The following is a 22832-nucleotide window of genomic DNA, read 5'->3' on the forward strand; positions in this document are numbered from 1 at the left end:
TCTACCGTGTGAGGCGTGAGCAGCAGCGGCCTCATCTACGCAGTCATTGTCGGGGCCTGGGCCGCCTACTTGGTGCCGATGTGGCTCCGTAGGCAGGACGAGCTGAACGAGGCCCGTCCGACGGAACGCTTCAGCACCGCCATCCGGCTGCTTTCCGGACGGGCGGGCATGGAGCGCCGGTACGCCAGGGACCTGCGGGCGCGCTCCGCCCAGGAGGGGGAGCCGGACGCCGTCGACCCGGACGCCGTCACCGACTCGGTGGACGTCCGGGCCTTCGCCGTGCCTCCGGCCCGCCGTCGGACGGGCCCGGACGCCGAGCCGGCGGACGACGGCCCGGAGGCCCCCGCGGGTGCCGGACCGGTCCCGGAGCAGCCCCCCGCGCCGGCGCCCGACCCCGTCTCCGCGCCCACACCGCAGCGTGAACCGGTGGCACGGCGCGCGCCCTCGGCGCAGACGGCCGCCGCGCGCGCCCAGCGCTCGAAGGTGCTCGCGCGCCGCCGGCGCACCACGGTGATGCTCTTCGTCGCCTTCACCCTGGGCACGGTCATCGCGGCCGTCGGCGGACTCGCCTTCCTGTGGGCACCCGGCGTCCCGGCCGTGCTGCTCAGCGCCTACATCGCGTACCTGCGGGTGCAGGAACGGCGCCGCTTCGCCTACCAGATGGACCGCCGCCGTGCCGAGGCCGCCGCCCAGCGCCTGCGCGAACACCGCCCGCGCCCGCGCGCGTCCACGGCGGAGGACACGGGCGCGGACGAGGCAGGCCAGGGCCAGGACACCGGCGCGGACGACGCGGGGCTCTCCGCCCTCGCCGCCGACCGGCGCGCCCTCGTGGAGCAGACCGACCACGCCGAGTGGGTCGACCAGCAGCGTGAGCGGCAGCGGCGGCCCGGGCACGGGGAGAGCTGGGACCCGGTGCCGGTGCCCCTGCCGACCTACGTCACCGCGCCCGTCGCCCCGCGCGCCACCTCCGACGTGGACCTCGGGGCGCCCGACACCTGGAGCTCGGCGCGGTCCAGCGCGGTCGTTCCGGAGCAGGAGGCGGGCCGTACGCCGGAGACCGACGCGGCGGACCGGCGGGCGGACGCGCGCGGGGACGCCCGCCCGCAGTCGCGGACCCGCTCGCGCGGCGCCGGCCCCGCCTCGGCCCGCCGGGCCCGGGAGCGCGGCCGCACTCCCCTGTTCGACCAGTACGAGGACGGCGACCGGCCGCGCGCCGCCAACGAGTGACCCCGGTCACCCCCGCCCTGACCAGTCAGGGAACGGATTTCCAAGCACCCGGATCGGGATGCTAGAGTTTCACTCGTTGCAAGGGCCTGTGGCGCAGTCCGGTAGCGCACCTCGTTCGCATCGAGGGGGCCAGGGGTTCAAATCCCCTCAGGTCCACTGCACGATGAGATCCCGTCCGATCGTAAGATCGGGCGGGATCTTCGTCGTTCCGAGGGTCGTGCGATGCCGGTTCGGGGTGGTGGATGGCGGCCGTCAGTGCGCTCGTAGAGCCCGCTCCGAGGCGGGTCGGAGGCGGTCGGTCGGCACGGTGGTGATCCGGTGCGGCCCTCGCTCGAACGCGTGCTCCTCCAAGCAACAAGTGCTCGGCAGGTTCTGTATTACGGTGCTGGAACTCGCAGGGTCGCGTTGGGGGAGAAGCGTTGAGCGCTCGAATTCTGGTCGCCGAGGACGACGGGAAACAGTCTCGGCTGATCCGGATCTATCTGGAACGGGAGGGCAACGCGGTGCAGGTCGTGGCCGACGGTCGCGCCGCTCTGGAGAAGGCGCGGTCGATCCGGCCCGATCTGATCGTGCTTGACGTGATGCTGCCGTACGTCGACGGATTCGACGTGTGCCGCATCCTGAGAACCGAGCCGGGCACCGCGGACGTCCCCATCCTGCTGCTCACTGCCCGCACGACCGAGGAGGACATGCTCCTCGGGCTCGACCTCGGCGCAGACGACTACCTCGCCAAGCCTTACAGCCCGCGCGAACTGACCGCGCGGGTACGGGCGCTGCTGCGGCGGGCCGGGAAGTCGGCGTCGGCCGGGACGACACTGCTGCGGGTCGGCGAGGTGGAGCTGGACACCGCGCGGTTCGAGGCCCGGGTCGCGGGCCGGCCGGTGACGCTGACCGCGAGGGAGTTCGCCGTCCTGGAGGCACTGGCCCGCGAGCCCGGGCGGGTCTTCACCCGGGCACAGATCATCGAGCGGGTCTTCGGCTTCGATCAGGACGTGCTGGAGCGGACGGTCGACGCGCACGTGATGAACCTGCGGCGGAAGCTGGAGGTGCCGGGGGGCCCGAGGCTGCTGGAGACGGTGTACGGACGGGGTTACCGGCTCGCGGAGGGAACCTGAGCGGCTCCGGGGCGCCGGGACCTGAGTGGTTCAGAGGGGCGCAACCGGGCGCGCGCCCAGGGTGATGGTGAACGTCGTGCCCACCCCGACCGTGCTCGCCACGCCGATGGTGCCCCGGTGGTCGGTCACGATCTGCCGGGCGATCGACAGGCCGAGGCCGCTGCCGCCTGTCGCCCGCCCCCGTGACGCGTCCGCCCGCCAGAAGCGGTCGAAGAGGTGCGGCAGGTGTTCCACCGGTATCCCGTTGCCGGTGTCCCGCACCTCGACGACTGCCAGCTCGCCGTGCGGGACGAGGGCCAGTGTCACGCGCCCGCCGGACGGCGTGGCGCGCAGCGCGTTGCCGACGAGGTTGCCGACGACCTGGCGGAGCCGGTCCGCGTCGGCGTTCACGTACACCGGGTGCGGGGCCTCCACCTCCAACGCCACGCCCGCCGTCCCGGCGTGGGCGCGGTACGCGGTGCGGGTGGCTTCGAGGAGATCCCGCAGGTTGACCTCGGAGCGGTGGTACGTGAGCGCGCCGGCCTCGGCGAGCGCGAGGTCGTGGAGGTCGTCCACGATCCGCTGCTGGAGGAGCGCCTCCTCGTGGAGCGAGTCGAGCAGTTCGGGCGTCGGCTCGACGACCCCGTCCCGCAGGGCCTCCAGGTAGCCACGCAGGTTGGCGAGCGGAGTGCGCAGCTCGTGCGCGATGTCGCCGGTGAGACGGCGCTGGCGGTCCTCACCGGCCTGGATGGAGTCCGCCATGCGGTTGAACGCTCTGCCGAGGTGGGCGATCTCGTCCCGCCCGGTGACCGGAACGCGTCGCTCCAGATCCCCCTCGCCGAGCCCCTCGGCGGCGAGCGTCATGGCCCGCACGGGCCGCAGCACGGCCCGGCTCAGCAGCAGCGCCCCGAGGATCGCGGCGAGCGCGACCCCGACGGCTACGGCGACGGCGGGGGCGGCGGCGATCGTGGGCGGTGACTCGTCCTGGTATCCGAGGCGCACCTCGAGACGGGCCGGGGCGACGGACGCGGTGCGCTCGTTGAAGACACGTCGGAGGCAGGGGACGAGCGGCTGGTCGGCCTCGCACGCCCTGGCCGCGGCCAGATCCTGGGCGCGCTGGGGATCGAGGCCGGGCCGCGGCTCCACGCACTGGGTCGGCCGGCGCTCGACGGTGACCACCGGGACGCCCATGCGGTTGGGCCGGACCGTCATCTCCGCCCCCGCCCGGGTCAGGCATGCCGCGTCGGCCACCGCCGCACGGTATTCGACGATCGCCACCACGGCCAGCTTCTCGACCGTGCTCGGCACCAGATTCCGGTCGAATCGCAGCACCGGGCGCGGGTCCACCAGAACCGGGGGCTGACTGCCCGGCGGCCGCGGCCCGCGGCCCGCGAGGGTGTCGGAGTCGGCGAGCAGGACGCCGGTCTCCGTGGTGACCAGAACGCGCTGCCCGGTGTCCTTCGACAGCGCGCCGACCACCGGTGCGAGATCCTCCCAGGTGCCATGCGCGAAGCCGTAGGCGCGCAGCTCGCCGATGACCTGGGAGACCTCCTTCTGGCCGGCCGCGACGGCCTCCCGTACCTGTCGGTTGGCCTGCCGCAGGGTGAGCCAGCTGGTGGCGGCCGTGGCGGTGACGGCGATCAGCATCAGCACACCGAGCACCCGGAGCCGCAAGCTCATCGCGCCCCTCCCGTCACGGAATACGGGACCTGTGCGCTCACCAGGACTCCTTCGGAGTGACGAATCGGCATCAGTGAGGCTTCCATGACGAAGCGGTGGAGAATCGGCTCGCGGCGGTTCGACTGCGGCACCGGCGCCTTGCGGTCCCGCCCCGGACGTTGTCCGGCTCATGTGCCGGACAGCGCCTCTGTCGGTGACAGCCGGCTCGCCCGGACGGCCGGGTACAGACCGGCGATCACGCCGATGAGCAGCGTCGAGCCGACGCCGGCCGCGCTCGCCCAGACGGGGACGACCGTCGGCCAGTCCCGGCTGAACGCGTACCCGGCCGTGATCAGCGTGCCGAGCACGGTTCCGCCGAGGCCGCCGATCAGCGACAGCAGCAGGGACTCCGTCACGAACTGGGTGCGGATCCGGCCCTTCGTCGCCCCGAGGGCCCGGCGCAGACCGATCTCCGGCCGGCGTTCCAGGACCGAGATGACCATGGTGTTGCCGACGCCGACCCCGCCGACCAGGAGTGCGACGCCGCCGAGGCCGAGCAGCAGCCCGGTGAGTGCCGACCGGGTCGCCTCACGGGCCGCGAGCGCGTCGGAGGGCCGGGAGATCCGCACCTCACCGGGTTTCGCGGGATTGGCCGTGGCCGGGAGCACCGCCCGGACCGACGTGACCTGGCTGTCCTCCGCCCGGATGTAGATCGTCGACGGATGCCCGTCGAAGCGGAGGTACGTCCTGGCCGCGGGCCAGCCGACCAGCGCGGCGCTGTCGAGTTCCGGCGCGAGCTGCACCTGATCGAGGACGCCCACCAGCGAGAACCAGCGGCCGCCCAGCCAGACCCGGGTGCCCGGGGTGTACACGTCGAGCCGCTGGGCGGCGGTCGCGCCGAGCACGACGGCCGGGTACTCCTGCGTCGCGGAGTCCAGCCAGCGGCCCTTGCTGACGTGACCGCCGACGGCCGGGAGCAGGCCGGAGCCGACCGCGAGGACGTCGAGGGAGCCGGTGCGGCCGACGGCGATGCGGTCATTGCGGTAGACGTGCGCCCCTGTCGACCCGGTGGCGGCGACCTGCTGCACGGGTGGGATCCGCCCGATCATCGCCACGGACTCCACGGGGAGCTCGGCCGCGGCGCCGTCGAGAGTCTCTCCCGGGGCGACCCGCAGCAGGTTCGTGCCGAGTACGTCCAGCCGACGGTCCACCTCCGCCTGTCCGGAACCCGAGATCCCGACCACCGCGATCATGGCGGCGACGCCGATGGCGATGCCGAGGGCGGACAGGAACACCCGCAGCGGGCGGGTCCGCAGGCCGGTCCCGCCGAGCCGGATGACGTCCGCGGGGCCGAGCCGGGCGGCGCGCAGACCGGCCCGCGGCTGTGACGGTTCCCGGGCCCCGTCCGCCGGGAACGAGGGCGCCCCTGCCCGGACGCGGACGGCCTCGGGGTCCGCCTTCCGGCCGTCCTGCCAGGAGGAGCCGGTCGTGTGGTCCGTCATCGGGGCGCCCCGATCGTCGTGCTCCGCTCGATGTCGGCGACCAGGCGGCCGTCACGCATTTCGATGCGGCGTGGCAGCTCGGCGGCGATCTCACGGTCGTGGGTGATGACGACGACGGTCGTGCCCGCGGCGTTCAGCTCGCGCAGCAGGGTCAGCACCGCCGCGCCCGACGTCGAGTCGAGGTTGCCGGTCGGCTCGTCCGCCAGCAGCACCGACGGGCCGCCGACCACGGCACGGGCCACGGCGACGCGCTGGCGCTCGCCGCCGGAGAGCTGATGCGGGAGGTGGTGGACGCGGTGGCTGAGCCCGACCCGTTCCAGGGCGGCCGACGCCTCGGCCCGGCGCCGGCGCATGGGCACGCCCGCGTAGAGCAGTCCGTCCGCGACCGAGTCCAGTACGGGGACGCCCACGGCCAGGTGGAACTGCTGGAAGACGAAGCCGATCCGGGTGGCCCGCAGGGCGGAGACCTCCCGGTCCGACAGGCTCGCGACGTCGTGGCCGTCGACGAGGACCCGGCCCGCGGACGGTCGGTCGAGGCTGCCCATGAGGTTGAGCATGCTCGACTTGCCCGAGCCGGAGGGGCCGACGATCGCGACCAGTTCGCCCCGCCCGATGCGCAGGCTCACGTCGCGTACGGCGGCCACGCCGCCCGGATAGGTCTTGGAGACCGCGTCGAACTCCACAACCGTCGTCGCGCCGCTCACTCGGGGATCCTCACCTTCATGCCCTCGCGGACCGCGGCGCCACTGACCTCGACATCGCCGTCTGCGAACAGCCCGGTCCGCACGGCGACGAATCGGCCGTCCGCGGTCTCCAGGCCGTGTCCGCCCTCGGCGAGGGCGACGAGCGCGGAGACAGGGACGGTCAGCACGTCCCTGACCTCCTTGCCCACGTACTCGACCGTGACGGGCCCGCTCTCCAACCGGCCGACGGCCCTCTGGTCCTCGAGGGTGACGGTCACGGGGATCGTGGCGGGCCGGCCCGTCCCGCCGCCCTCGCCTCCGCCTCCCTCGGGTGCGGTCGCCTGCTTGCCGATCGCCGCCACCTCGCCCTGCACGGGGTCGCCGTCGGGCAGCCTGACCGTGACGCGAGCGCCACGGACGGCCCAGGCGGCTTCTGCCGCGGAGGCGTTGACGGTCACCTTACGAGTCGTTCCGGTGTAGGTGAGGGTGTTCTCCCCGACGGCGGAGCCGAGCCGAGTGCCGGGCTGACCGATCCGTACCTTGCTCGCGGAGTAGATGACGTCGCCCACGCCGACCGTGCCGGTCTGGGGCACACCGAGCGACTTCTGCCAACGCCTGACGGCGGCGGCCGTGAGGTCCGTGAACCTCTCGTCCACGGTGAAGCCGGTGTAGCCCAGGGCGGCGAGGTTGGTCTCGAACTGCATGACGTCCATGCCCTTCAGCTCGCGCGGCGCCTGCGAGGAGCCGGGGCCACTGTCGGTTCCCGCGCCCCCCGGCGCCGCCGACCCGGAGGGGTCCGGGGACTCGCCGGCTCCTCCTCCGTCATCCTGCTGTTGTCTGTCCGGGTTCTGGTCGCCGGACCCCTGCTCGTTCTCCTGGGCCGTCAGCCCCAGGGACCGGTACATCGGCAGGTTCCCGTACATCAGGATCACCGGCCGGTCGTCGACCCGGAGCAGTTCGTCGCCGCGCTCGACCGTGGCGCCCGTCCCGGGCAGCCAGGTCACGGTCCCCTGTGCCTTCACGGGCAGCGGAAGCTCCATGCCGTATCCCAACTGGCCTTCCACCGACGTGCGCTCGGCCAGCGTCGCCCGGGTCACCGGGACGACGGAGCCGGCTCGGGGCGGGGCGCCCGGTTCTCCGTCGTCCCCGCCGCCGAGTCCCAGCGCGCCGGCCACGGCGACCACCGCCGCCACGACCACGGCGGAGGCGATCAGCGCCGTACGCCGGCCCCGCCTGCCGCGCGGCGGCGTGGGCGCCTTCGGGGGCTCGTCATCGATGTGCGTCACCGTCTCGGTCATCGTCAGCCCTTGCCCGCCGGCGGGTCGGTCGGACCGCCGATGACGGGGGCGCAGACGCGCGTCGCCCGCTGCGCACCGGCCGAGCTCTGATCCCACTCCGGCGCACCGGAGTTGTTGTCGCCGCCGTAGCCGTCGGGGCCCGGGTCGGGGAAGTCCTGGGCGCCGTTCTTCTGCATGCACTCGGCGTATTCGCGCTTGGTCTTGATCTGCTCAGGGGTGAGCTTGGGCCGGTTGGCCGCCTCGACACTCTCGGGGACGGCGGGCTTCTTCGCGGAGCACTTCTTCGACGCATCGATGAACTTCGGGTTCTTCTTGAGGGCGAGACCCTGCCCGGAGAGGTCGACCTGCCCGGACTCATCCGGGTCGGGGACATCGATGCCGTTGTCGCGCATGCACTTCACCCACTCGCGCTGGCCTTGCACGTACACGGCCAGTTCATCCTCCGCACCGCCCCCGTTCGCCCTCTCCGAGGCGGACGTGCCGGCACCGCCCGCCGAAGGGACCTTCGCACCGCCGTCATCACTGCCACAGCCGCCCAGCGCGAAGGCCAAGACCGATGCCACCGAAGCCAGTAATGCCCGGTTCGTCCTCATTGACTCTCCCACTCCTCCTGTACCGCCCGGCCGCGGATGCGGCAGACGGGGTGACGGTAGGGCGGGAACGATGAAGAACTTTTGAAGAACCTGTCACGCGATCATGTGGTCCCCCGGCGCTTCGGGCCGGCGGGGCCGTCGCCGTTCCCGGGCGGGGTGCCGGGCGGCGCCCCCGGGGGGCCGGGGCTCACAGGTGCTTGGCGTAGCAGAGGCTGTCCTCGTAGTGGCGGTAGTAGCCGAACTTGGGGCACGGGGCGTAGCCGCTGGAGGTGTACAGGGCGATGGCCTCCGGCTGCTTGGTGCCCGTCTCCAGGACCATGCGGATGCGGCCGGCCGCGCGGGCGTCCTCCTCCAGCTCTGCGAGGATGCGGCGGGCCAGGCCCCGGCCGCGCATCTGCTCGATCACGTACATGCGCTTCAGCTCCGCGTCGCCGTCCTCGTTGCCCTCGGCGTTGCGGTCCTGGCCGCGCCAGCCGCCGGTCGCCACCGGGCGGTCCCGCTCGTCGTAGGCGATCAGGAACACGCCCCGGGGCGGATCGAAGTCCTCGGGCGCCAGGACCGTGGCGTCGCCCCCGTCGCCGTAGCGCAGGTGGTACTCGGTCTGGACCTCGTCGTTGAGCTTGACGGCGTCGGGGTGATCGAAGCGAACGCGACGTATATTCATGCGGAGTATCGTACTTCTATGCGGTCGGGGGTGGTCCCGGAGTTTTCGGACCCCGACCAGTGTGCCGGTATCGTGCCGGGGTGCTGACTGTGACCACCGTGAACGTGAACGGGCTGCGCGCCGCCGCGAAGAAGGGCTTCGTGGAGTGGCTCGCCGCGACCGACGCGGACGTCGTCTGCCTCCAGGAGGTGCGGGCCGAGCCGCACCAGCTGCCCGAGGAGGTCCGGCAGCCTGACGGCTGGCACGTGGTGCACGCCCCGGCCGCCGCCAAGGGCCGCGCGGGCGTCTCCCTCTACACCCGGCGCGAGCCCGACCGGATCCGGGTCGGCTTCGGCTCCGCCGAGTTCGACGGCAGCGGCCGGTACGCGGAGGCCGAGCTGCCCGGCGTCACCGTCGCCTCCCTCTACCTGCCCTCCGGTGAGGTCGGCACGGAACGGCAGGACGAGAAGGTCCGCTTCATGGCCGAGTTCCTCGTCCACCTGAAGGAGCTGCGCGAGCGCGCCGCCGCCGACGGGCGCGACGTGCTGGTGTGCGGTGACTGGAACATCGCCCACCGCGAGGCCGACCTGAAGAACTGGCGCGGCAACACGAAGAACTCCGGCTTCCTGCCCGAGGAGCGGGACTGGCTCGGCCGGGTGTTCGCGGCGGAGGAGGGCGGGTACGTCGACGTCGTGCGCGCGCTGCACCCGGACACCGAGGGGCCGTACAGCTGGTGGTCGTACCGTGGGCGGGCCTTCGACAACGACTCCGGCTGGCGCATCGACTACCACGTGGCCACCCCCGGACTCGCCGGCCGGGCGGTCAAGGGGTTCGTGGAGCGGGCCGCCACGCACGCCGAGCGCTGGTCGGACCACGCGCCGGTGACCGTCGTCTACGACCTCTGAGCGACACGGGGGCCGGCTCAGTCCCGTTTGTTCAGCCGGCGGTCCAGGGCCAGGGAGAGTTCCGCCTCCACCACGCTGCGGGCCAGCGGGCGCAGTCGGCGCAGGTCGTCCTCGGGGGCGTGGCGCGTGATCACGTCGGCGAACAGACCGGCCAGCGCCTCGGCGTGCTCGCGGACGCGCGCGGCGGCGGCCAGCACCTCGGCGAGCGGGATGCCCTCGCGCACCAGCGCCGAGGAGACGTCCAGCAGCCGACGGCTGATGTGCACGATCTCGTCGCCGTCGGTGCCGAGATAGCCCAGCTCCATCGCCGCGGCCAGGTTCTCGGGCGTCACCTCGCCCTCGAAGCGCGCGGCGAGTTCCTCGGGGGTGAGGCGGACCGGCTCCTCCTCGGTGGGCGGGCCCACGCCCAGCAGGTCGGCGACATCTCGGCCCTGGTCCAGGGCCTCGGCGAGTTCCGCTATGCCGCTGAGGGTGTGGCCGCGTTCCAGCAGGGCCGCGATGGTGCGCAGCCGGGCCAGGTGGTGGTCGTCGTACCAGGCGATGCGGCCCTCGCGGCGGGGCGGGGCGAGCAGCCCCCGCTCGCGGTAGAAGCGCAGGGTGCGCACGGTGATGCCGGCCAGCCGGGCCAGTTCCTCCATGCGGTACTCGCGCGGGCCTGCCCTGTGCTCTGCGTCCTCTGCCACGTCCGCAGCCTATGGCGTACCGTCGGTAACTTTCCCTTCCCCGCCCCCTACCGCTCGGTACGGAGCTGCTCTACAGTCCCATTGCGCCAGTGTTCACTGGCACAGTTCCTAGGTGATGCGTGGAGGCTTCGGGATGGCCGAGCACGAGCATGTACGGGTGGCGGTGATCGGGTCCGGGTTCGGCGGGCTGGGGGCCGCCGTGCGGCTGCGCCGCGAGGGAGTCACCGACTTCGTCGTCCTGGAGCGGGCCGGCAGTGTCGGCGGCACCTGGCGGGACAACAGTTATCCGGGGTGCGCCTGCGACGTGCCCTCGCACCTGTACTCCTTCTCCTTCGCGCCCAACCCCGACTGGCCGCGGACCTTCTCCGGGCAGCGGCACATCCGCGCCTACCTGGAGCACGTCACCGACCTGTTCGGACTGCGCCCGCACCTCCGGTTCGACTCCGAGGTCAAGCTGATGACCTGGGACAACGACAACCTGTGGTGGACCGTCGAGACCACCCGCGGCACGCTGCGCGCCGATGTCGTCGTCTCCGCCACCGGGCCGCTGTCCGACCCGAAGATCCCCGAGATCCCGGGCCTGGACTCCTTCCCGGGCAAGGTGTTCCACTCCGCCCGCTGGGACCACGACTACGACCTGCGCGGCAAGCGGGTCGCCATGGTCGGCACCGGCGCCTCCGCGATCCAGATCGTGCCCGCCATCCAGCCGCGGGTCGGCCGGCTCACCCTCTTCCAGCGCACCCCGCCGTGGGTGATGCCCCGCGTGGACCGTGCCATCAGCGGGGCCGAACGCTGGCTGCACCGGCGGCTGCCGGTCACCGCGCAGGCCCGCCGCGGACTGCTGTGGGGCATCCGGGAACTCCAGGTGCAGGCGTTCACCAAGCACCCCGACGAACTCGGGCTCGTCGAGCAGCTCGCCAAGCGGAACATGGCACGCGCCGTCAAGGACCCCGCGCTGCGCGCCAAGCTCACCCCGGACTACCGCATCGGCTGCAAGCGGATCCTGCTGTCCAGCGAGTACTACCCGGCGCTGGCCCGGCCCAACGTGGACGTCGTCGCCAGCGGGCTCACCGAGATCCGCGGCTCCACGGTCGTGGCGGCCGACGGCAGCGAGGCCGAGGTCGACGCGATCATCTTCGGCACCGGGTTCCACGTGACGGACATGCCCATCGCCGAGCGGGTGGTCGGCGCGGACGGGACCACGCTCGCACAGTCCTGGAAGAACGGCATGCGGGCGCTGCGCGGCGCCGCGGCGGCCGGGTTCCCGAACTGGATGACGATCATCGGACCCAACACCGGCCTGGGCAACTCCTCCATGATCCTGATGATCGAGTCCCAGCTGAACTACCTGGCCGACTATCTGCGCCAGCTCGACGTCCTCGGCGGCCGCACCGCCCTGGACGCCCGGCCCGCCGCCGTGGACGCCTGGAACGAGCGGGTCCAGGAGCGCATGAGGCGGACCGTGTGGAACACCGGCGGCTGCACCAGCTGGTACCTGGACCCGAGCGGCCGCAACACCACCATCTGGCCCGGCACGACCACCGAGTTCCGGCGCGCGACCCGGCGGGTGGACCTGGCGGAGTACGAGGTGATCCGCAAGCCCGCGCCGGTGGCCGGGCGGAAGACCGGGGCCCTCGCGTGAGCCGCCGCGCCCCGGCCGCCCCCGGCCCCTTCGCCCCGCCGGTCCCCGGCCGGACGCTGACCGCCGTCTCCGCCGACGGCGCCCGGCTGCACGTCGAGGTCCACGGCCCCAAGGACGCGCCCGCCGTCGTGCTCTCCCACGGCTGGACCTGCTCGACGGCGTTCTGGGCGGCGCAGATACGGGACCTGGCCGCCGATCACCGGGTGATCGCCTACGACCAGCGGGGGCACGGGCGCAGTCCGGCCAGTCCCGTGTGCACCACCGAGGCCCTCGCGGACGACCTGGAGGCGGTGCTCGCGTCGGCCCTCGCGCCCGGGGAACGGGCGGTGATCGCCGGCCACTCCATGGGCGGCATGACGGTCATGGCCGCCGCCGGGCGCCCCGGCTTCCGGGCGCACGCCGCGGCCGTCCTGCTGTGCAGCACGGGCAGTTCGCGGCTGGTCGCCGAGTCACGCGTGGTGCCGTTGCGCGCCGGACGCGTGCGCACCTGGCTCACCGCACGCGTCCTCGGTTCGCGCGCCCCGCTCGGACCGGTCACGCCGGTGGCGAAGGGCATCCTCAAGTACGCCACCATGGGCCCCGGTTCGGCTCCGGAGCGGGTGGAGGCGTGCGCGCGGATCGTGCACGCCTGTCCGCGCGCGGTGCGCCACGCGTGGTCGACGGTGCTGGCCACGCTCGATCTCGACCACGGCGTACGGGGATTGGCCGTGCCCACCGCGGTGCTGTGCGGCACGGCCGACCGGCTCACGCCCCCGGTGCACGCCCGCGCGCTGGCGGACGCGCTGCCGCACTGCGCCGGTCTCACCGAGCTGACCGGAGTCGGCCACATGACCCCCGTCGAGGCGCCGGAGTCGGTCACCGCGCGCATCCGGGACCTCGTCGGTACGCATGTCACGGGGGCCGCCCCCGTGCGGATCAAGGAGGGCGCATGAGCAGGGTCAGCCTCGAAGGGCAGGTCGCGGTCGTCACGGGAGCGGCGCGCGGCGTCGGTGCGCTGCTGGCGCGCAAACTGTCCGCGCGCGGGGCGAAGGTGGCGCTGGTCGGGCTGGAGGAGGAGGCGCTCAAGGAGGTCTCCGGGCGGCTGCACCACGAGAGCGCCCACTGGTACGCCGATGTCACCGACCACGAGACCATGAGCCGGGTCGCGCGGGAGGTGAAGGAGCGCTTCGGCAAGGTCGACATCGTGGTGGCCAACGCCGGGGTGGCGACCGGCGGTCCGTTCGCGGACTCCGATCCGGTGGCCTGGCGGCGGGTGATCGAGGTGAACCTGATCGGTTCGGCGGTGACCGCGCGCGCCTTCCTGCCGGTGCTGGCGGAGAGCCGGGGCTATCTGCTGCAGATCGCCTCGCTGGCCGCGCTCACGCCCGCGCCGATGATGACGGCGTACTGCGCGTCCAAGGCGGGCGTGGAGGCGTACGCGCACAGCCTGCGCGCCGAGGTCGGCCACCAGGGCGTGCGCGTCGGCGTGGCCTATCTGTCCTGGACCGACACGGACATGGTGCGCGGAGCCGACCAGGACGAGGTGATGCGCGAGCTGCGGCAGCGGCTGCCCTGGCCGTCGAACAAGACCTACCCGCTGGGCCCGGCGGTGGACCGGCTGGCCGACGGGATCGAGCGGCGCTCGGCGCATGTGTACGGGCAGTGGTGGCTGCGCGGCATGCAGGGCGTGCGCGGGTATCTGCCGGCGCTCATCGGGACGGTCGGGCAGCGGGAGATGAAGCGGTTCGCGCCCCGGCTGCGGGGGATGTCCTCCGGGCTCGTCGGCGCAGGTGGCGCGGCCGACGAGGCGGCGCGCGCCACGCACCGTAACTGATCGACATGCGGCGCGTGTTGGCCCGTGTGAATCTGGTCGAGGCCCCACCGAGGGGCCAATCCCCACCCACCACGGGAGTGAACCCACATGGGTATGAAGGACCAGGCGCAGGACAAGGCCCGCCAGGCCAAGGAGAAGGCCCAGGAGAAGGCGGGACAGGCCCGTCAGAAGACCGGTCAGCAGGGCCGGCCGGGCCAGCCGCAGCGCGGCACCCAGAACCACCGTGACATCGAGGACACGGAGCAGCAGGTGCGGGACCGGTTCAACCAGGACTACGACGCCTAGCCGGACCGATGACGCGGGGTGCCCTCTCTGGGGGCACCCCGTTCCGCTGTCTACCCGGCCGTGCGCGGGGGCAGCTTCGGCCGGGACCGGTCGGGCACGCCGGAGCGGTCCGGGGGGACCGCGGCCGGGTGGCTCTCCAGCAGCCGGAGGGCCCGCCGGACGGCCTCGCCCAGCACCGGGTAGCGGCCCTCGGCCCAGTCCACGGGGGTGCGCAGGACCTCCACGTCCGGGGCGACGCCGTGGTTCTCCACGGACCAGCCGTAGGCGTCGAACCAGGCCGCGTTCATCGGCACGGTGATGACCGTGCCGTCGCCGAGCCGGTGCCGCCCGGTCATGCCGACGACTCCGCCCCAGGTCCGCTGGCCGACGACCGGTCCCAGCTCCAGCAGCTTGAAGGCGGCGGTGATCATGTCGCCGTCGGAGGAGGTCGCCTCGTCGGCCAGGGCCACCACCGGCCCGCGCGGGGCGTTGGAGGCGTACGACACCGGTTGCGCGTCCCGGGTCAGGTCCCAGCCCAGGATCGTACGGGTCAGCTTCTCCACGACGAGTTCGCTGATGTGCCCGCCCGCGTTGCCCCGCACGTCCACGATCAGCGCGGGCCGGGACATCTCCATGCGCAGGTCGCGGTTGAACTGGGCCCAGCCGGAGCCGCCCATGTCGGGGATGTGCAGATAGCCGCACTTCCCCTCGCTCAACTCGCGTACCACGTCCCGGCGTTTGGCCACCCAGTCCTGGTAGCGCAGCGGCCGTTCGTCGACGAGCGGGACGACGGCGACCCGCCGGGGTCCGCCGGGCTCGCCGTCCGGCGGGGTGAACGTCAGCTCCACGGTCGTACCGCCGGAACCGGCCAGGAGCGGGTAGGGACCGGTCACCGGGTCCACCGGGCGGCCGTCGACATGGGTGAGCACGGCGCCCTCGCGGATGCCCGTACCGGCCAGCGGGGAGCGCGCCCGGGAGTCGGAGGAGTCGCCGGCCAGGATCCGCCGCACCAGCCAGCGGCCGTCGTGCCGGGCGAAGTTGGCGCCGAGGAGGCCCTGCCAGCGCTGGTAGTGGGGCGGGCCCTCGTTGCGGCGGGCCGCGGTGACGTAGGCGTGCGAGGTGCCCAGTTCGCCGAGGACCTCGCGCAGCAGATCGGCGAACTCGTCGGGAGAGGCGACCCGTTCGACCAGCGGACGGTACTGGTCGAGGACCGCGTCCCAGTCGATCCCGCACATGCCCGGGTCCCAGAAGTAGGCGCGGATCAGCCGGCCCGCCTCGTCGTACGCCTGGCGCCACTCGGCGGGCGGGTCCACCTCGTGCTTGATCCGGCGCACGTCGATCCACACGGTCGTGTCGCCGTCGCCCGCCTCGGTCGACGGCACCGCCCGCAGGTCGCCCTCGTCCACCACGACCAGCCGGGAGCCGTCGCCGCTGACCGAGAACCAGTCCAGGTGGTCGACCAGTTCGGACTTCTTCGCCTTGGTGAGGTTGAAGTACTCCAGGGTGGGGCGGCCGCTGACGTCGGCCGGGTTGACGAAGGTCTCGCCGAGCGCGCCGGAGATCGGCCAGCGCAGCCAGACCAGGCCGCCGCCCGCCACCGGGCACAGCCCGGAGTACTTGGAGGCGATCACCGGGAACGGCGTGACCCGGCTCGCCAGCCCCTCCACCTCGACCGTGACCGTGCCGGCCTCGCCGCTTCCCTCGTCCTCCAGCGGGTCCAGCCCGCCGGCGGCCGGCCGGCCCTCCGGGCTGAGGGCGAAGGGGGAGGGGGTGGCCGAGGACAGCGGGACCAGATAGGGGCGGCAGCCGAGCGGGAAGGACAGGTCGCCGGTGTGCACGTCGTAGACCGGGTCGAAGCCGCGCCAGGACAGGAAGGCGAGATAGCGGCCGTCGCGGGTGAAGACCGGGTTCTCGTCCTCGAAACGCCCGTTGGTCACGTCCACGATCAGCCGGTCCTTGATGCGGGCCAGCTTGATCTGCCTGAGCGAGCGGCCGATCCCGGGGTGCGACCAGGCGAGCCAGGCGCCGTCCGGGGAGAACGCGAGGTCGCGCACGGGCCCGTTGCCGGAGCGGACCAGCTCGGTGACCGCGCCGGCGCCGTCCGCGGCCGGCTCCCCGGTGTCTTCGGGCACGTCGATGAGCAGCAGCCGCCCGTCGTGCGAGGCGGCCGCCAGCCGTTCGCCCAGCGGGTCCGAGGCCAGTTCCAGGACGCGGCCCAGGGCGCCGGGGGCGAGCCGGCGGGGGGCGCGGCCGCCGGTGGCGCGGGGCAGCTGGGCGATCTCGACGGCGTCGGCGCCCTCGGCGTCGGTGACGTAGGCGACCTGGCCGGTGGAGCCCAGCATCTCCGGCAGCCGGACCCGGACGCCGGGCGTCTCGGTGATGGTGCGGGCGGGGCCGTCGCGGTGGGTGAGCCAGTACAGGCTGCCCCGGACCACGACCGCGCTGGCCCGGCCGGTCTCGTCCACGGAGATGCCGTCGACGTGCTGCGCGGCCGGTACCTGGTAGGGGCGGCGGCCGGTGCGCGGGCCGGCCAGCCGGACGTCGAGCCGGCGCGGACCGGCGCCGGGGGAGAGGTCGTCCACCAGCCACAGGTCGCCCGCGCACTGGTACACCACCCGGCTGCCGTCGCTCGCGGCGTGCCGGGCGTAGAAGGCGTCGTGATCGGTGTGGCGGCGCAGACCGGTGCCGTCGGGGGCGCAGGAGTAGAGGTTGCCGACGCCCTCGTGGTCGGAGAGGAAGGCGATCCGGCCGGCGACGAACATGGGGCAGGCCAGATGGCCGTCGAGGTCCGGCAGCAGCCGCTGTCCGTGCAGCCACAGGCGGCCGGTGGCGCCGCCGCGGTAGCGCTTCCAGGAGGCGGGTTCGTGCGGCGGGGTGCCGGTGAGCAGCAGGGTCCGGCGCTCGCCGCCGAGGCCGGTGACCTGGATGTCGGAGACCGGGCCCCAGGGCAGCCGGCCGCCCGGGTCGCCGTCGGGCGGCACCTTGTAGGCCCAGGTGAAGTGGGAGAAGGGCTGGCCGTGGGAGGCGACGGCCAGGATGTCGCCGTCCGGGGTCCAGCCGCACACCTGGGTGTCGACGCTGCCCCAGTACGTCAGCCGGCGCGCGGGTCCGCCGCCGTCGACGTCGACCAGGTGGATCTCCGGGACGAGGCTGCGCCAGGAGGTGTAGGCGATGTGGCGGCCGTCGGGGGAGAAGCGCGGATGGCCGGCCTTGGTGCGGTCCGCGGTGAGCCGCCAGGCGCGGTCCGGGGCGCCGAGGCGGGTCAGCCAGAGGTCGTCCTCGGCCACGAAGCACAGCAGGTCGCCGCTGAGGTGGGGAAGGCGCAGATAGCTCACCCTCCCCATGCTTTTCCGGGCGTCCGGGCCCGGCAACTCGTGGCCCGGGGCCCCCGCGCCGGGCGCCCTCCTCGTCGGGCCTTCGCCGGGTCTCTGCCGGGTCTTCTTATCGGGTCTTCACCTTCGTGACCGAGCCCACGTACGAAACGGTTTCGTTTCGTAGAACGTCCCGGGTATCTTCAGTGGTACGAAGACGGAGGACCCGGAGCGGAGGTGAGGGGCATGACCGAAGGCGTCGCGACGACGCGCCGCAGCCGGATCACGCCCGAGCGCGAGGCCGAGCTGTACGAGGCCGTGCTCGACCTGCTCCGGGAGGTCGGCTACGACGCCCTCACCATGGACGCCGTGGCCGCCCGCACCCGCTCCAGCAAGGCCACGCTCTACCGCCAGTGGGGCGGCAAGGCCGAACTGGTCGCGAAAGCCGTCCGGCACCACAAGCCGGGCCGCGCCGCGGCGGTCGACACCGGGTCGCTCCGGGGCGACCTGCACGCCCTCGTCCTGCACGCCGACGACTGCGAGATGGAGCAGAACTCCGCGCTGATGCGGGGCCTGGCCATGGCGGTGCACGGCAACCCGGACCTGCTCCAGGCGTTCCGGGAGCACCTCATCGAGCCCGAGATGGCCGACTACCGCCGGGTGCTCCAGCGGGCGGTCGAGCGGGGCGAGGTCCGTGCGGACAACCCCGCGACCGGGTTCGTGCTCCACATGATGGTCGGCGCGTTCGCCGCCCGCACCCTGATCGACGAACAGCCGCCGACGCAGGAGTTCCTCCTCTCGTACATCGACGCCGTGGTCCTCCCCGCCCTCGGCGTCTGAAACCGACCGACACTCCACTTCCCCAGCAAGCCCTCCACCTGACGTCACCGCTCACGTCGTCGGGCTGATCACCCCTGCCCAGCTGAACCCACGACCTGACCGGGAGAACGCCCCAAGTGGCAACGTTCCTCTACAAACTCGGCCGCCTCGCCTTCAGGCGACGGCACTTCGCCGCCCTGATATGGGTCGCGCTGCTCACCCTCGCCGGGGTGGGCGCGGCCTCCGCGCCCACCCCTGGCAACACCTCCTTCTCCATCCCCGGCACGGAGGCCCAGAAGGCCTTCGACCTGCTGGAACAGCGCTTCCCCGGGATGAGCGCCGACGGCGCCACCGCCCGGGTCGTCTTCAAGGCCCCGAGCGGCGAGAAGATGACGGACGCCGGCCACAAGGCGGCCGTCGAGAAGACCGTCAAGGAGCTGGGCGGCGGCCCCGAGGTCGCCTCCGTCGCCGACCCCTACACCGGGCACGCCGTCAGCAAGAACGGCACCGTCGCGTACGCGTCGGTGAAGTACAAGGTCTCCGGCATGGAGCTGGCCGACGCCACCCGCGACGACCTGAAGGAGGCCGCGCAGCACGCGCGGGACGCCGGGCTGACCGTCGAGATCGGCGGTGACGCGCTGAACGCGACGCCGGAGACCGGCTCCAGCGAGATCATCGGCATCGCGATCGCCGCCGTCGTCCTCGTCATCACCTTCGGCTCGCTGCTCGCCGCCGGGCTGCCGCTGCTGACCGCGATCATCGGCGTCGGCATCGGCGTCGCCTCGATCACCGCGCTGGCCTCCGCCCTGGACCTGGGCTCCACCACCTCCACCCTGGCCACGATGATCGGCCTCGCGGTCGGCATCGACTACGCGCTGTTCATCGTCTCCCGCTACCGCGCCGAACTCGCCGAGGGCCGCGAACGCGAGGAAGCCGCCGGACGCGCCGTCGGCACGGCGGGCTCCGCGGTGGTCTTCGCCGGTCTGACCGTCGTCATCGCCCTGGTCGGCCTGTCCGTCGTCAACATCCCGATGCTGACGAAGATGGGCGTCGCCGCGGCGGGCACGGTCGCCATCGCCGTCCTCATCGCCCTGACCATGATCCCGGCGCTCCTCGGCTACGCCGGCCGCAGGATCAAGCCGGCCGGCGAGAAGAGCAGGCTGCTCGGCGGCGGCCGTACGCCCAGGAACCCGGGCCGCCCCAACATGGGCACCCGCTGGGCCCGGCTCGTCGTGCGCCGCCCGGTCACCGTGCTGCTGCTCGGCGTGCTCGGCCTCGGCGCGGCCGCGCTCCCGGCCGCCTCCCTGGAACTGGGCCTGCCCGACGACGGCTCCCAGCCCGTCTCCACCACCCAGCGCCGCGCCTATGACCTGCTCTCCGAGGGCTTCGGCCCCGGCTTCAACGGCCCGCTGATGGTCGTCGTCGACGCCAAGGACAGCGCGCGGCCGAAGGACGCGTTCGCCGAGGTCGGCAAGGAGATCAAGGGCCTGAAGGACGTCGTCACGGTCACCCCGGCCGCGCCCAACAAGGCCGGCGACACCGCGACGATCACCGTGGTGCCGAACTCCAAGCCGTCCTCCGTCACCACCGAGGACCTGGTGCACGCCATCCGCGACAAGGGCGCGGAGATCACCCGGGACACCGGCGCCAAGGTGCTGGTCACCGGCTCCACGGCGATGAACATCGACGTCTCGCAGAAGCTGAACGACGCGCTGCTGCCCTACCTGGCCCTCGTGGTCGGCCTCGCGTTCCTGCTGCTGATCGTGGTGTTCCGCTCGGTGCTGGTCCCGCTGAAGGCGGCCCTCGGCTTCCTGCTGTCGGTGCTCGCCGCGCTCGGCGCCGTCGTCGCGGTCTTCCAGTGGGGCTGGCTGTCCGGCCTGATGGGCGTCGAGCAGACCGGCCCGGTGATGTCGATGATGCCGATCTTCATGGTGGGCGTCGTCTTCGGCCTCGCGATGGACTACGAGGTGTTCCTCGTGACCCGGATGCGGGAGGCGTACGTGCACGGCGAGACGCCCGGCCAGGCCGTGGTGACCGGCTTCCGGCACGGCGCCCGGGTCGTGACCGCCGCCGCCGTCATCATGATCGCCGTCTTCTCCGGCTTCATCGGCTCCAGCGAGTCGATGGTCAAGATGATCGGCTTCGGCCTCGCCATCGCCGTCTTCTTCGACGCGTTCCTCGTCCGCATGGCCATCGTCCCGGCGGTCCTCGCGCTGCTCGGCAAGCGGGCCTGGTGGCTGCCGAAGTGGCTGGACCGCGCGCTGCCCAACGTGGACGTAGAGGGCGAGGGCCTGCGCGCCCTGGCCGACCCGGAGGAGGAGAGGGAACTGGTACGCGCCTGACGTACCGCTTCCCCGGCTGAGCGGCCGGTGAGGGTGCCCGTGGGGACGGGGACGCGCCCTCACCGGCTTTCCGCCGTCCGGGGCCGGTCGGGTGCGCCGCAGGCGGAACACCGGGCGCACGCCGGCATCATGCTGACCAGCCCGCGGGCCGCCTGCGGTGCCGGGGCGGAAAACCCCGTGAGGGCCGGCCGGGCCTGTCGTAGCGTGCCCCGCATGACGACGACAGACTCCGCGGACTCCGCGGCCCACCCCCGGTTCGCCGAAGCGCTGCGGGCGCTCGGGCTGGACGATGTCCTCGCGCGCACCCGCCGCTTCCCGGAGGCCACCCGGACCGCGGCCGAGGCCGCCGCCGCGATCGGGTGCGGGCTGAGCCAGATCTGCAAGTCGCTGGTCTTCGCCGCCGACGGGGTGCCGGTGCTGGTGCTGATGGACGGCGCCTCGCGGGTGGACGTGGAGCGGGTGCGGCGGGAACTGGGCGCCGGGAAGGTGGGCCGGGCCGACGCGCGAGTGGTGCGGGACACCACCGGGTACGCCATCGGCGGTGTGCCGCCGTTCGGGCACCGGACCCGCACCCGGGTCCTCGCCGACCGCGCGCTGCTGGAGCACGACCTGGTGTGGGCGGCGGCCGGGACGCCGTACACCGTCTTCCCCATGGCGCCCGAGGACCTCGCGGCGCACGCGGGCGCCACCGTCGCGGACGTACGCGAACGCTCCGCCTGAGCCGCCTGAGCCGCCTGAGCCGCCGACATGGCGGGCCGGGGGGACAGGGCGCACCCTGGAAGGAGCGATTCTCGGAGGTGGTCGTGATGACGCACACCCCTGTCGGCTGGCACGTCGAGCTGGAGTTCAGGGAGGACGACGACCAGCACACGCGCGCGGCGGCCCTCGTGCGCCTGCCCGACGGCAGCGAGGTCCGGGCGCACGGCCGGGCCAGCAGGCACCAGGTCGACGCCCACCAGCCCCGGGTCGGCGAGGAGATCGCCGGCGCCCGCGCCCTGAACGAACTGGCCATGCAGCTGCTGTCCAAGGCGCACGAGGAGATCGACTCGGCGTCCGGGCGCACCTCGCACCCGATCCACGTCTGATCCGCGCCCGGCGTGCGCCGGGCGCGGTCACGGTTCGGCCGGGCGCGGCAACGTTCAGCCGAGCGCCGCCGCGGTTCGGCCGAGCGCGCTGCGGACCGCGCGGACCAGCGCCTGTGCCCTCGGGTCCGCCGTCACGCTGGTGCCGAAGCCGTTGGTGACATAGCCGAAGGCGATGCCGGACTCCGGGTCGGCGAAGGCGAGGGCGCCGCCGCGGCCGGGGTGGCCGAAGGAGCCGGGGGAGAGCAGCGGGGACGCGGCGCTGTGCAGCATGTAGCCGAGGCCGAAGCGAGTGGTGACCACCAGCACCCGGTCCGGCCCGGCGGACCGCTCGGCGCGGGCCAGTTCCATGGTCCCGGGGGTGAACAGCCGGGTGCCGCCGTCCACCTCGCCGATCAGCGCGGCGTAGAAGCGGGCCAGTCCGTCGGCCGTGGCGACGCCGGTGGAGGCGGGCAGGACGGCGGCGCGGTAGGCGGGGTCGTTCTCGTCCGGCGGCGGGCTGATCGCGGCGAAGGCGCGGCGGGTGAGGGAGTCCGCGTCGGCGTAGGCCTCGGCGACCGCGCGCTTGGGGCGCATCCGCAGTCCGCCCGCCGTCTCGGGCGGCTCCACCGGGCCGACCCGGCCCACGCGCCCCCGTTCCGCCTCCGGCAGTCCGAGCCACAGGTCCGCGCCGACGGGCCCGGCGAGTTCCTCGGCGATCCACCGGTCCACCGGGCGGCCGGTGATCCGGCGCACCAGTTCGCCGATGAGCCAGCTGTAGGTGTGGGCGTGGTAGCCGTGGTCGGTGCCCGGCTCCCACACCGGCGCCTGGACGGCCACGGCGGCGGCGCCGAGGTCGGGGTCGGCGGCCTCGGCGAGGGTCAGCGGGCGGTCCAGCACCGGCACGCCCGCCCGGTGCGCGAGCAGGTGCCACACCCGGGTGCGGTCCTTGCCGGCCGCCTTGAACTCCGGCCAGTACGCGCCGACGGGGGCGTCCAGGTCCAGTTCCCCGCGCTGGTGCAGGAGCAGCAGCGCGGCGGCGGCCACGCCCTTGGTGACCGAGCGCACGATCTGCGCGGTGCCTGCCTCCCAGGGCGCCGTACCGGGCGTGCCGTCGATGTCCCGGCTGCCGGCCCACAGGTGCGCCACGCGGTGTCCGTCACGGTAGACCGCGAGGCCCGCGCCGCGCTCGCCGCGCCGCGTGAAGTTCTCGGCGAAGGCCTCCCTGACCGGCTCGAAGCCCTCGGCCACTGTGCCGTGCACGTCCACGTCCACGTCCGCCATCCCTCCCGG

The 22832-nt window shown here is 73.4% G+C and carries 20 protein-coding genes and 1 tRNA gene; 12 read left to right on the top strand and 9 right to left on the bottom strand.

Annotated elements, in window-relative coordinates:
- The first annotated feature begins 15 nt into the window (after positions 1 to 15).
- From glpR to AB0E62_RS08065, 3 genes are all read left to right on the top strand, one after another.
- Entirely contained in the window at positions 16 to 1227 is a 1212-nt protein-coding gene (glpR, locus tag AB0E62_RS08055; protein ID WP_362189763.1) for a gephyrin-like molybdotransferase receptor GlpR, read from the top strand.
- Positions 1228 to 1309: 82 nt separating this feature from the next.
- A tRNA-Ala gene (locus AB0E62_RS08060) sits at positions 1310 to 1383 on the top strand.
- Between the two features lie 263 nt (positions 1384 to 1646).
- A complete protein-coding gene (locus AB0E62_RS08065) occupies positions 1647 to 2342 on the top strand; it encodes a response regulator transcription factor (RefSeq protein WP_362189766.1) in 696 nt (231 codons plus the stop codon).
- Between the two features lie 30 nt (positions 2343 to 2372).
- On the opposite strand, the gene AB0E62_RS08070 is transcribed toward AB0E62_RS08065, so the two are convergent.
- The 6 genes from AB0E62_RS08070 to AB0E62_RS08095 all read right to left on the bottom strand — a co-directional run bounded on the left by AB0E62_RS08070 (position 2373) and on the right by AB0E62_RS08095 (position 8720).
- Positions 2373 to 4001, bottom strand: coding sequence for an ATP-binding protein (locus tag AB0E62_RS08070; RefSeq protein WP_362189769.1), 1629 nt, complete (start codon positions 3999 to 4001; stop codon positions 2373 to 2375).
- A gap of 167 nt (positions 4002 to 4168) precedes the next feature.
- Positions 4169 to 5482 (bottom strand): ABC transporter permease, encoded by a 1314-nt coding sequence (locus tag AB0E62_RS08075; protein ID WP_362189772.1) that lies wholly within the window; start codon positions 5480 to 5482, stop codon positions 4169 to 4171.
- Entirely contained in the window at positions 5479 to 6186 is a 708-nt protein-coding gene (locus AB0E62_RS08080; RefSeq protein ID WP_362189775.1) for an ABC transporter ATP-binding protein, read from the bottom strand. Before AB0E62_RS08080 ends, AB0E62_RS08075 begins: the two co-directional genes overlap by 4 nt.
- Positions 6183 to 7463: a peptidoglycan-binding domain-containing protein gene (locus tag AB0E62_RS08085; RefSeq protein ID WP_362189778.1), complete on the bottom strand. Its 1281-nt coding sequence runs from the start codon at positions 7461 to 7463 to the stop codon at positions 6183 to 6185. The genes AB0E62_RS08080 and AB0E62_RS08085 overlap by 4 nt, the downstream gene beginning before the upstream one ends.
- A 2-nt stretch (positions 7464 to 7465) precedes the next feature.
- Positions 7466 to 8056: a hypothetical protein gene (locus tag AB0E62_RS08090; protein ID WP_362189780.1), complete on the bottom strand. Its 591-nt coding sequence runs from the start codon at positions 8054 to 8056 to the stop codon at positions 7466 to 7468.
- 187 nt (positions 8057 to 8243) lie between these two features.
- The gene (locus tag AB0E62_RS08095; RefSeq protein ID WP_362189783.1) at positions 8244 to 8720 is read right to left on the bottom strand and encodes a GNAT family N-acetyltransferase; all 477 of its coding nucleotides are present in this window, start codon (positions 8718 to 8720) and stop codon (positions 8244 to 8246) included.
- Between the two features lie 80 nt (positions 8721 to 8800).
- Between AB0E62_RS08095 and AB0E62_RS08100 the strand changes: the two genes are divergently transcribed.
- Positions 8801 to 9604 carry an exodeoxyribonuclease III gene (locus AB0E62_RS08100; protein ID WP_362189785.1) on the top strand — a complete coding sequence of 268 codons (804 nt, stop codon included), beginning with the start codon at positions 8801 to 8803 and terminating at the stop codon, positions 9602 to 9604.
- Between the two features lie 17 nt (positions 9605 to 9621).
- Here AB0E62_RS08100 and AB0E62_RS08105 read toward each other — a convergent pair whose 3' ends face one another.
- Positions 9622 to 10242 (bottom strand): MerR family transcriptional regulator, encoded by a 621-nt coding sequence (locus AB0E62_RS08105; protein ID WP_362190137.1) that lies wholly within the window; start codon positions 10240 to 10242, stop codon positions 9622 to 9624.
- Between the two features lie 178 nt (positions 10243 to 10420).
- On the opposite strand from AB0E62_RS08105, the gene AB0E62_RS08110 reads away from it, so the two are divergent.
- From AB0E62_RS08110 to AB0E62_RS08125, 4 genes are all read left to right on the top strand, one after another.
- The gene (locus AB0E62_RS08110; protein WP_362189788.1) at positions 10421 to 11929 is read left to right on the top strand and encodes an NAD(P)/FAD-dependent oxidoreductase; all 1509 of its coding nucleotides are present in this window, start codon (positions 10421 to 10423) and stop codon (positions 11927 to 11929) included.
- Positions 11926 to 12861: an alpha/beta hydrolase gene (locus AB0E62_RS08115; protein ID WP_362189791.1), complete on the top strand. Its 936-nt coding sequence runs from the start codon at positions 11926 to 11928 to the stop codon at positions 12859 to 12861. Before AB0E62_RS08110 ends, AB0E62_RS08115 begins: the two co-directional genes overlap by 4 nt.
- A complete protein-coding gene (locus tag AB0E62_RS08120; RefSeq protein WP_362189794.1) occupies positions 12858 to 13742 on the top strand; it encodes an SDR family oxidoreductase in 885 nt (294 codons plus the stop codon). Before AB0E62_RS08115 ends, AB0E62_RS08120 begins: the two co-directional genes overlap by 4 nt.
- Before the next feature lie 87 nt (positions 13743 to 13829).
- Entirely contained in the window at positions 13830 to 14027 is a 198-nt protein-coding gene (locus tag AB0E62_RS08125; protein WP_362189797.1) for a hypothetical protein, read from the top strand.
- A 50-nt stretch (positions 14028 to 14077) separates the two neighbouring features.
- Here the strand turns inward: AB0E62_RS08125 and AB0E62_RS08130 are convergent, their stop codons facing one another.
- Positions 14078 to 17341 (bottom strand): S41 family peptidase, encoded by a 3264-nt coding sequence (locus tag AB0E62_RS08130; RefSeq protein ID WP_362189799.1) that lies wholly within the window; start codon positions 17339 to 17341, stop codon positions 14078 to 14080.
- A gap of 222 nt (positions 17342 to 17563) precedes the next feature.
- Here AB0E62_RS08130 and AB0E62_RS08135 point away from each other — a divergent pair, with 222 nt between their 5' ends.
- The 4 genes from AB0E62_RS08135 to AB0E62_RS08150 all read left to right on the top strand — a co-directional run bounded on the left by AB0E62_RS08135 (position 17564) and on the right by AB0E62_RS08150 (position 21563).
- On the top strand, positions 17564 to 18157 hold the full coding sequence (locus tag AB0E62_RS08135) for a TetR/AcrR family transcriptional regulator (protein WP_362189802.1): 594 nt from the start codon (positions 17564 to 17566) through the stop codon (positions 18155 to 18157).
- Positions 18158 to 18273: 116 nt separating this feature from the next.
- Positions 18274 to 20478: an MMPL family transporter gene (locus tag AB0E62_RS08140; protein WP_362189805.1), complete on the top strand. Its 2205-nt coding sequence runs from the start codon at positions 18274 to 18276 to the stop codon at positions 20476 to 20478.
- 213 nt (positions 20479 to 20691) lie between these two features.
- Positions 20692 to 21198 (top strand): YbaK/EbsC family protein, encoded by a 507-nt coding sequence (locus AB0E62_RS08145; RefSeq protein WP_362189808.1) that lies wholly within the window; start codon positions 20692 to 20694, stop codon positions 21196 to 21198.
- An 86-nt stretch (positions 21199 to 21284) separates the two neighbouring features.
- On the top strand, positions 21285 to 21563 hold the full coding sequence (locus AB0E62_RS08150) for a DUF1876 domain-containing protein (protein WP_362189811.1): 279 nt from the start codon (positions 21285 to 21287) through the stop codon (positions 21561 to 21563).
- 54 nt (positions 21564 to 21617) lie between these two features.
- Here AB0E62_RS08150 and AB0E62_RS08155 read toward each other — a convergent pair whose 3' ends face one another.
- Positions 21618 to 22808: a serine hydrolase domain-containing protein gene (locus tag AB0E62_RS08155; protein ID WP_362190139.1), complete on the bottom strand. Its 1191-nt coding sequence runs from the start codon at positions 22806 to 22808 to the stop codon at positions 21618 to 21620.
- Positions 22809 to 22832: the final 24 nt, after the last annotated feature.

The sequence above is a fragment of the Streptomyces sp. NPDC038707 genome (genome assembly GCF_040636485.1).
Taxonomy (GTDB): domain Bacteria; phylum Actinomycetota; class Actinomycetes; order Streptomycetales; family Streptomycetaceae; genus Streptomyces.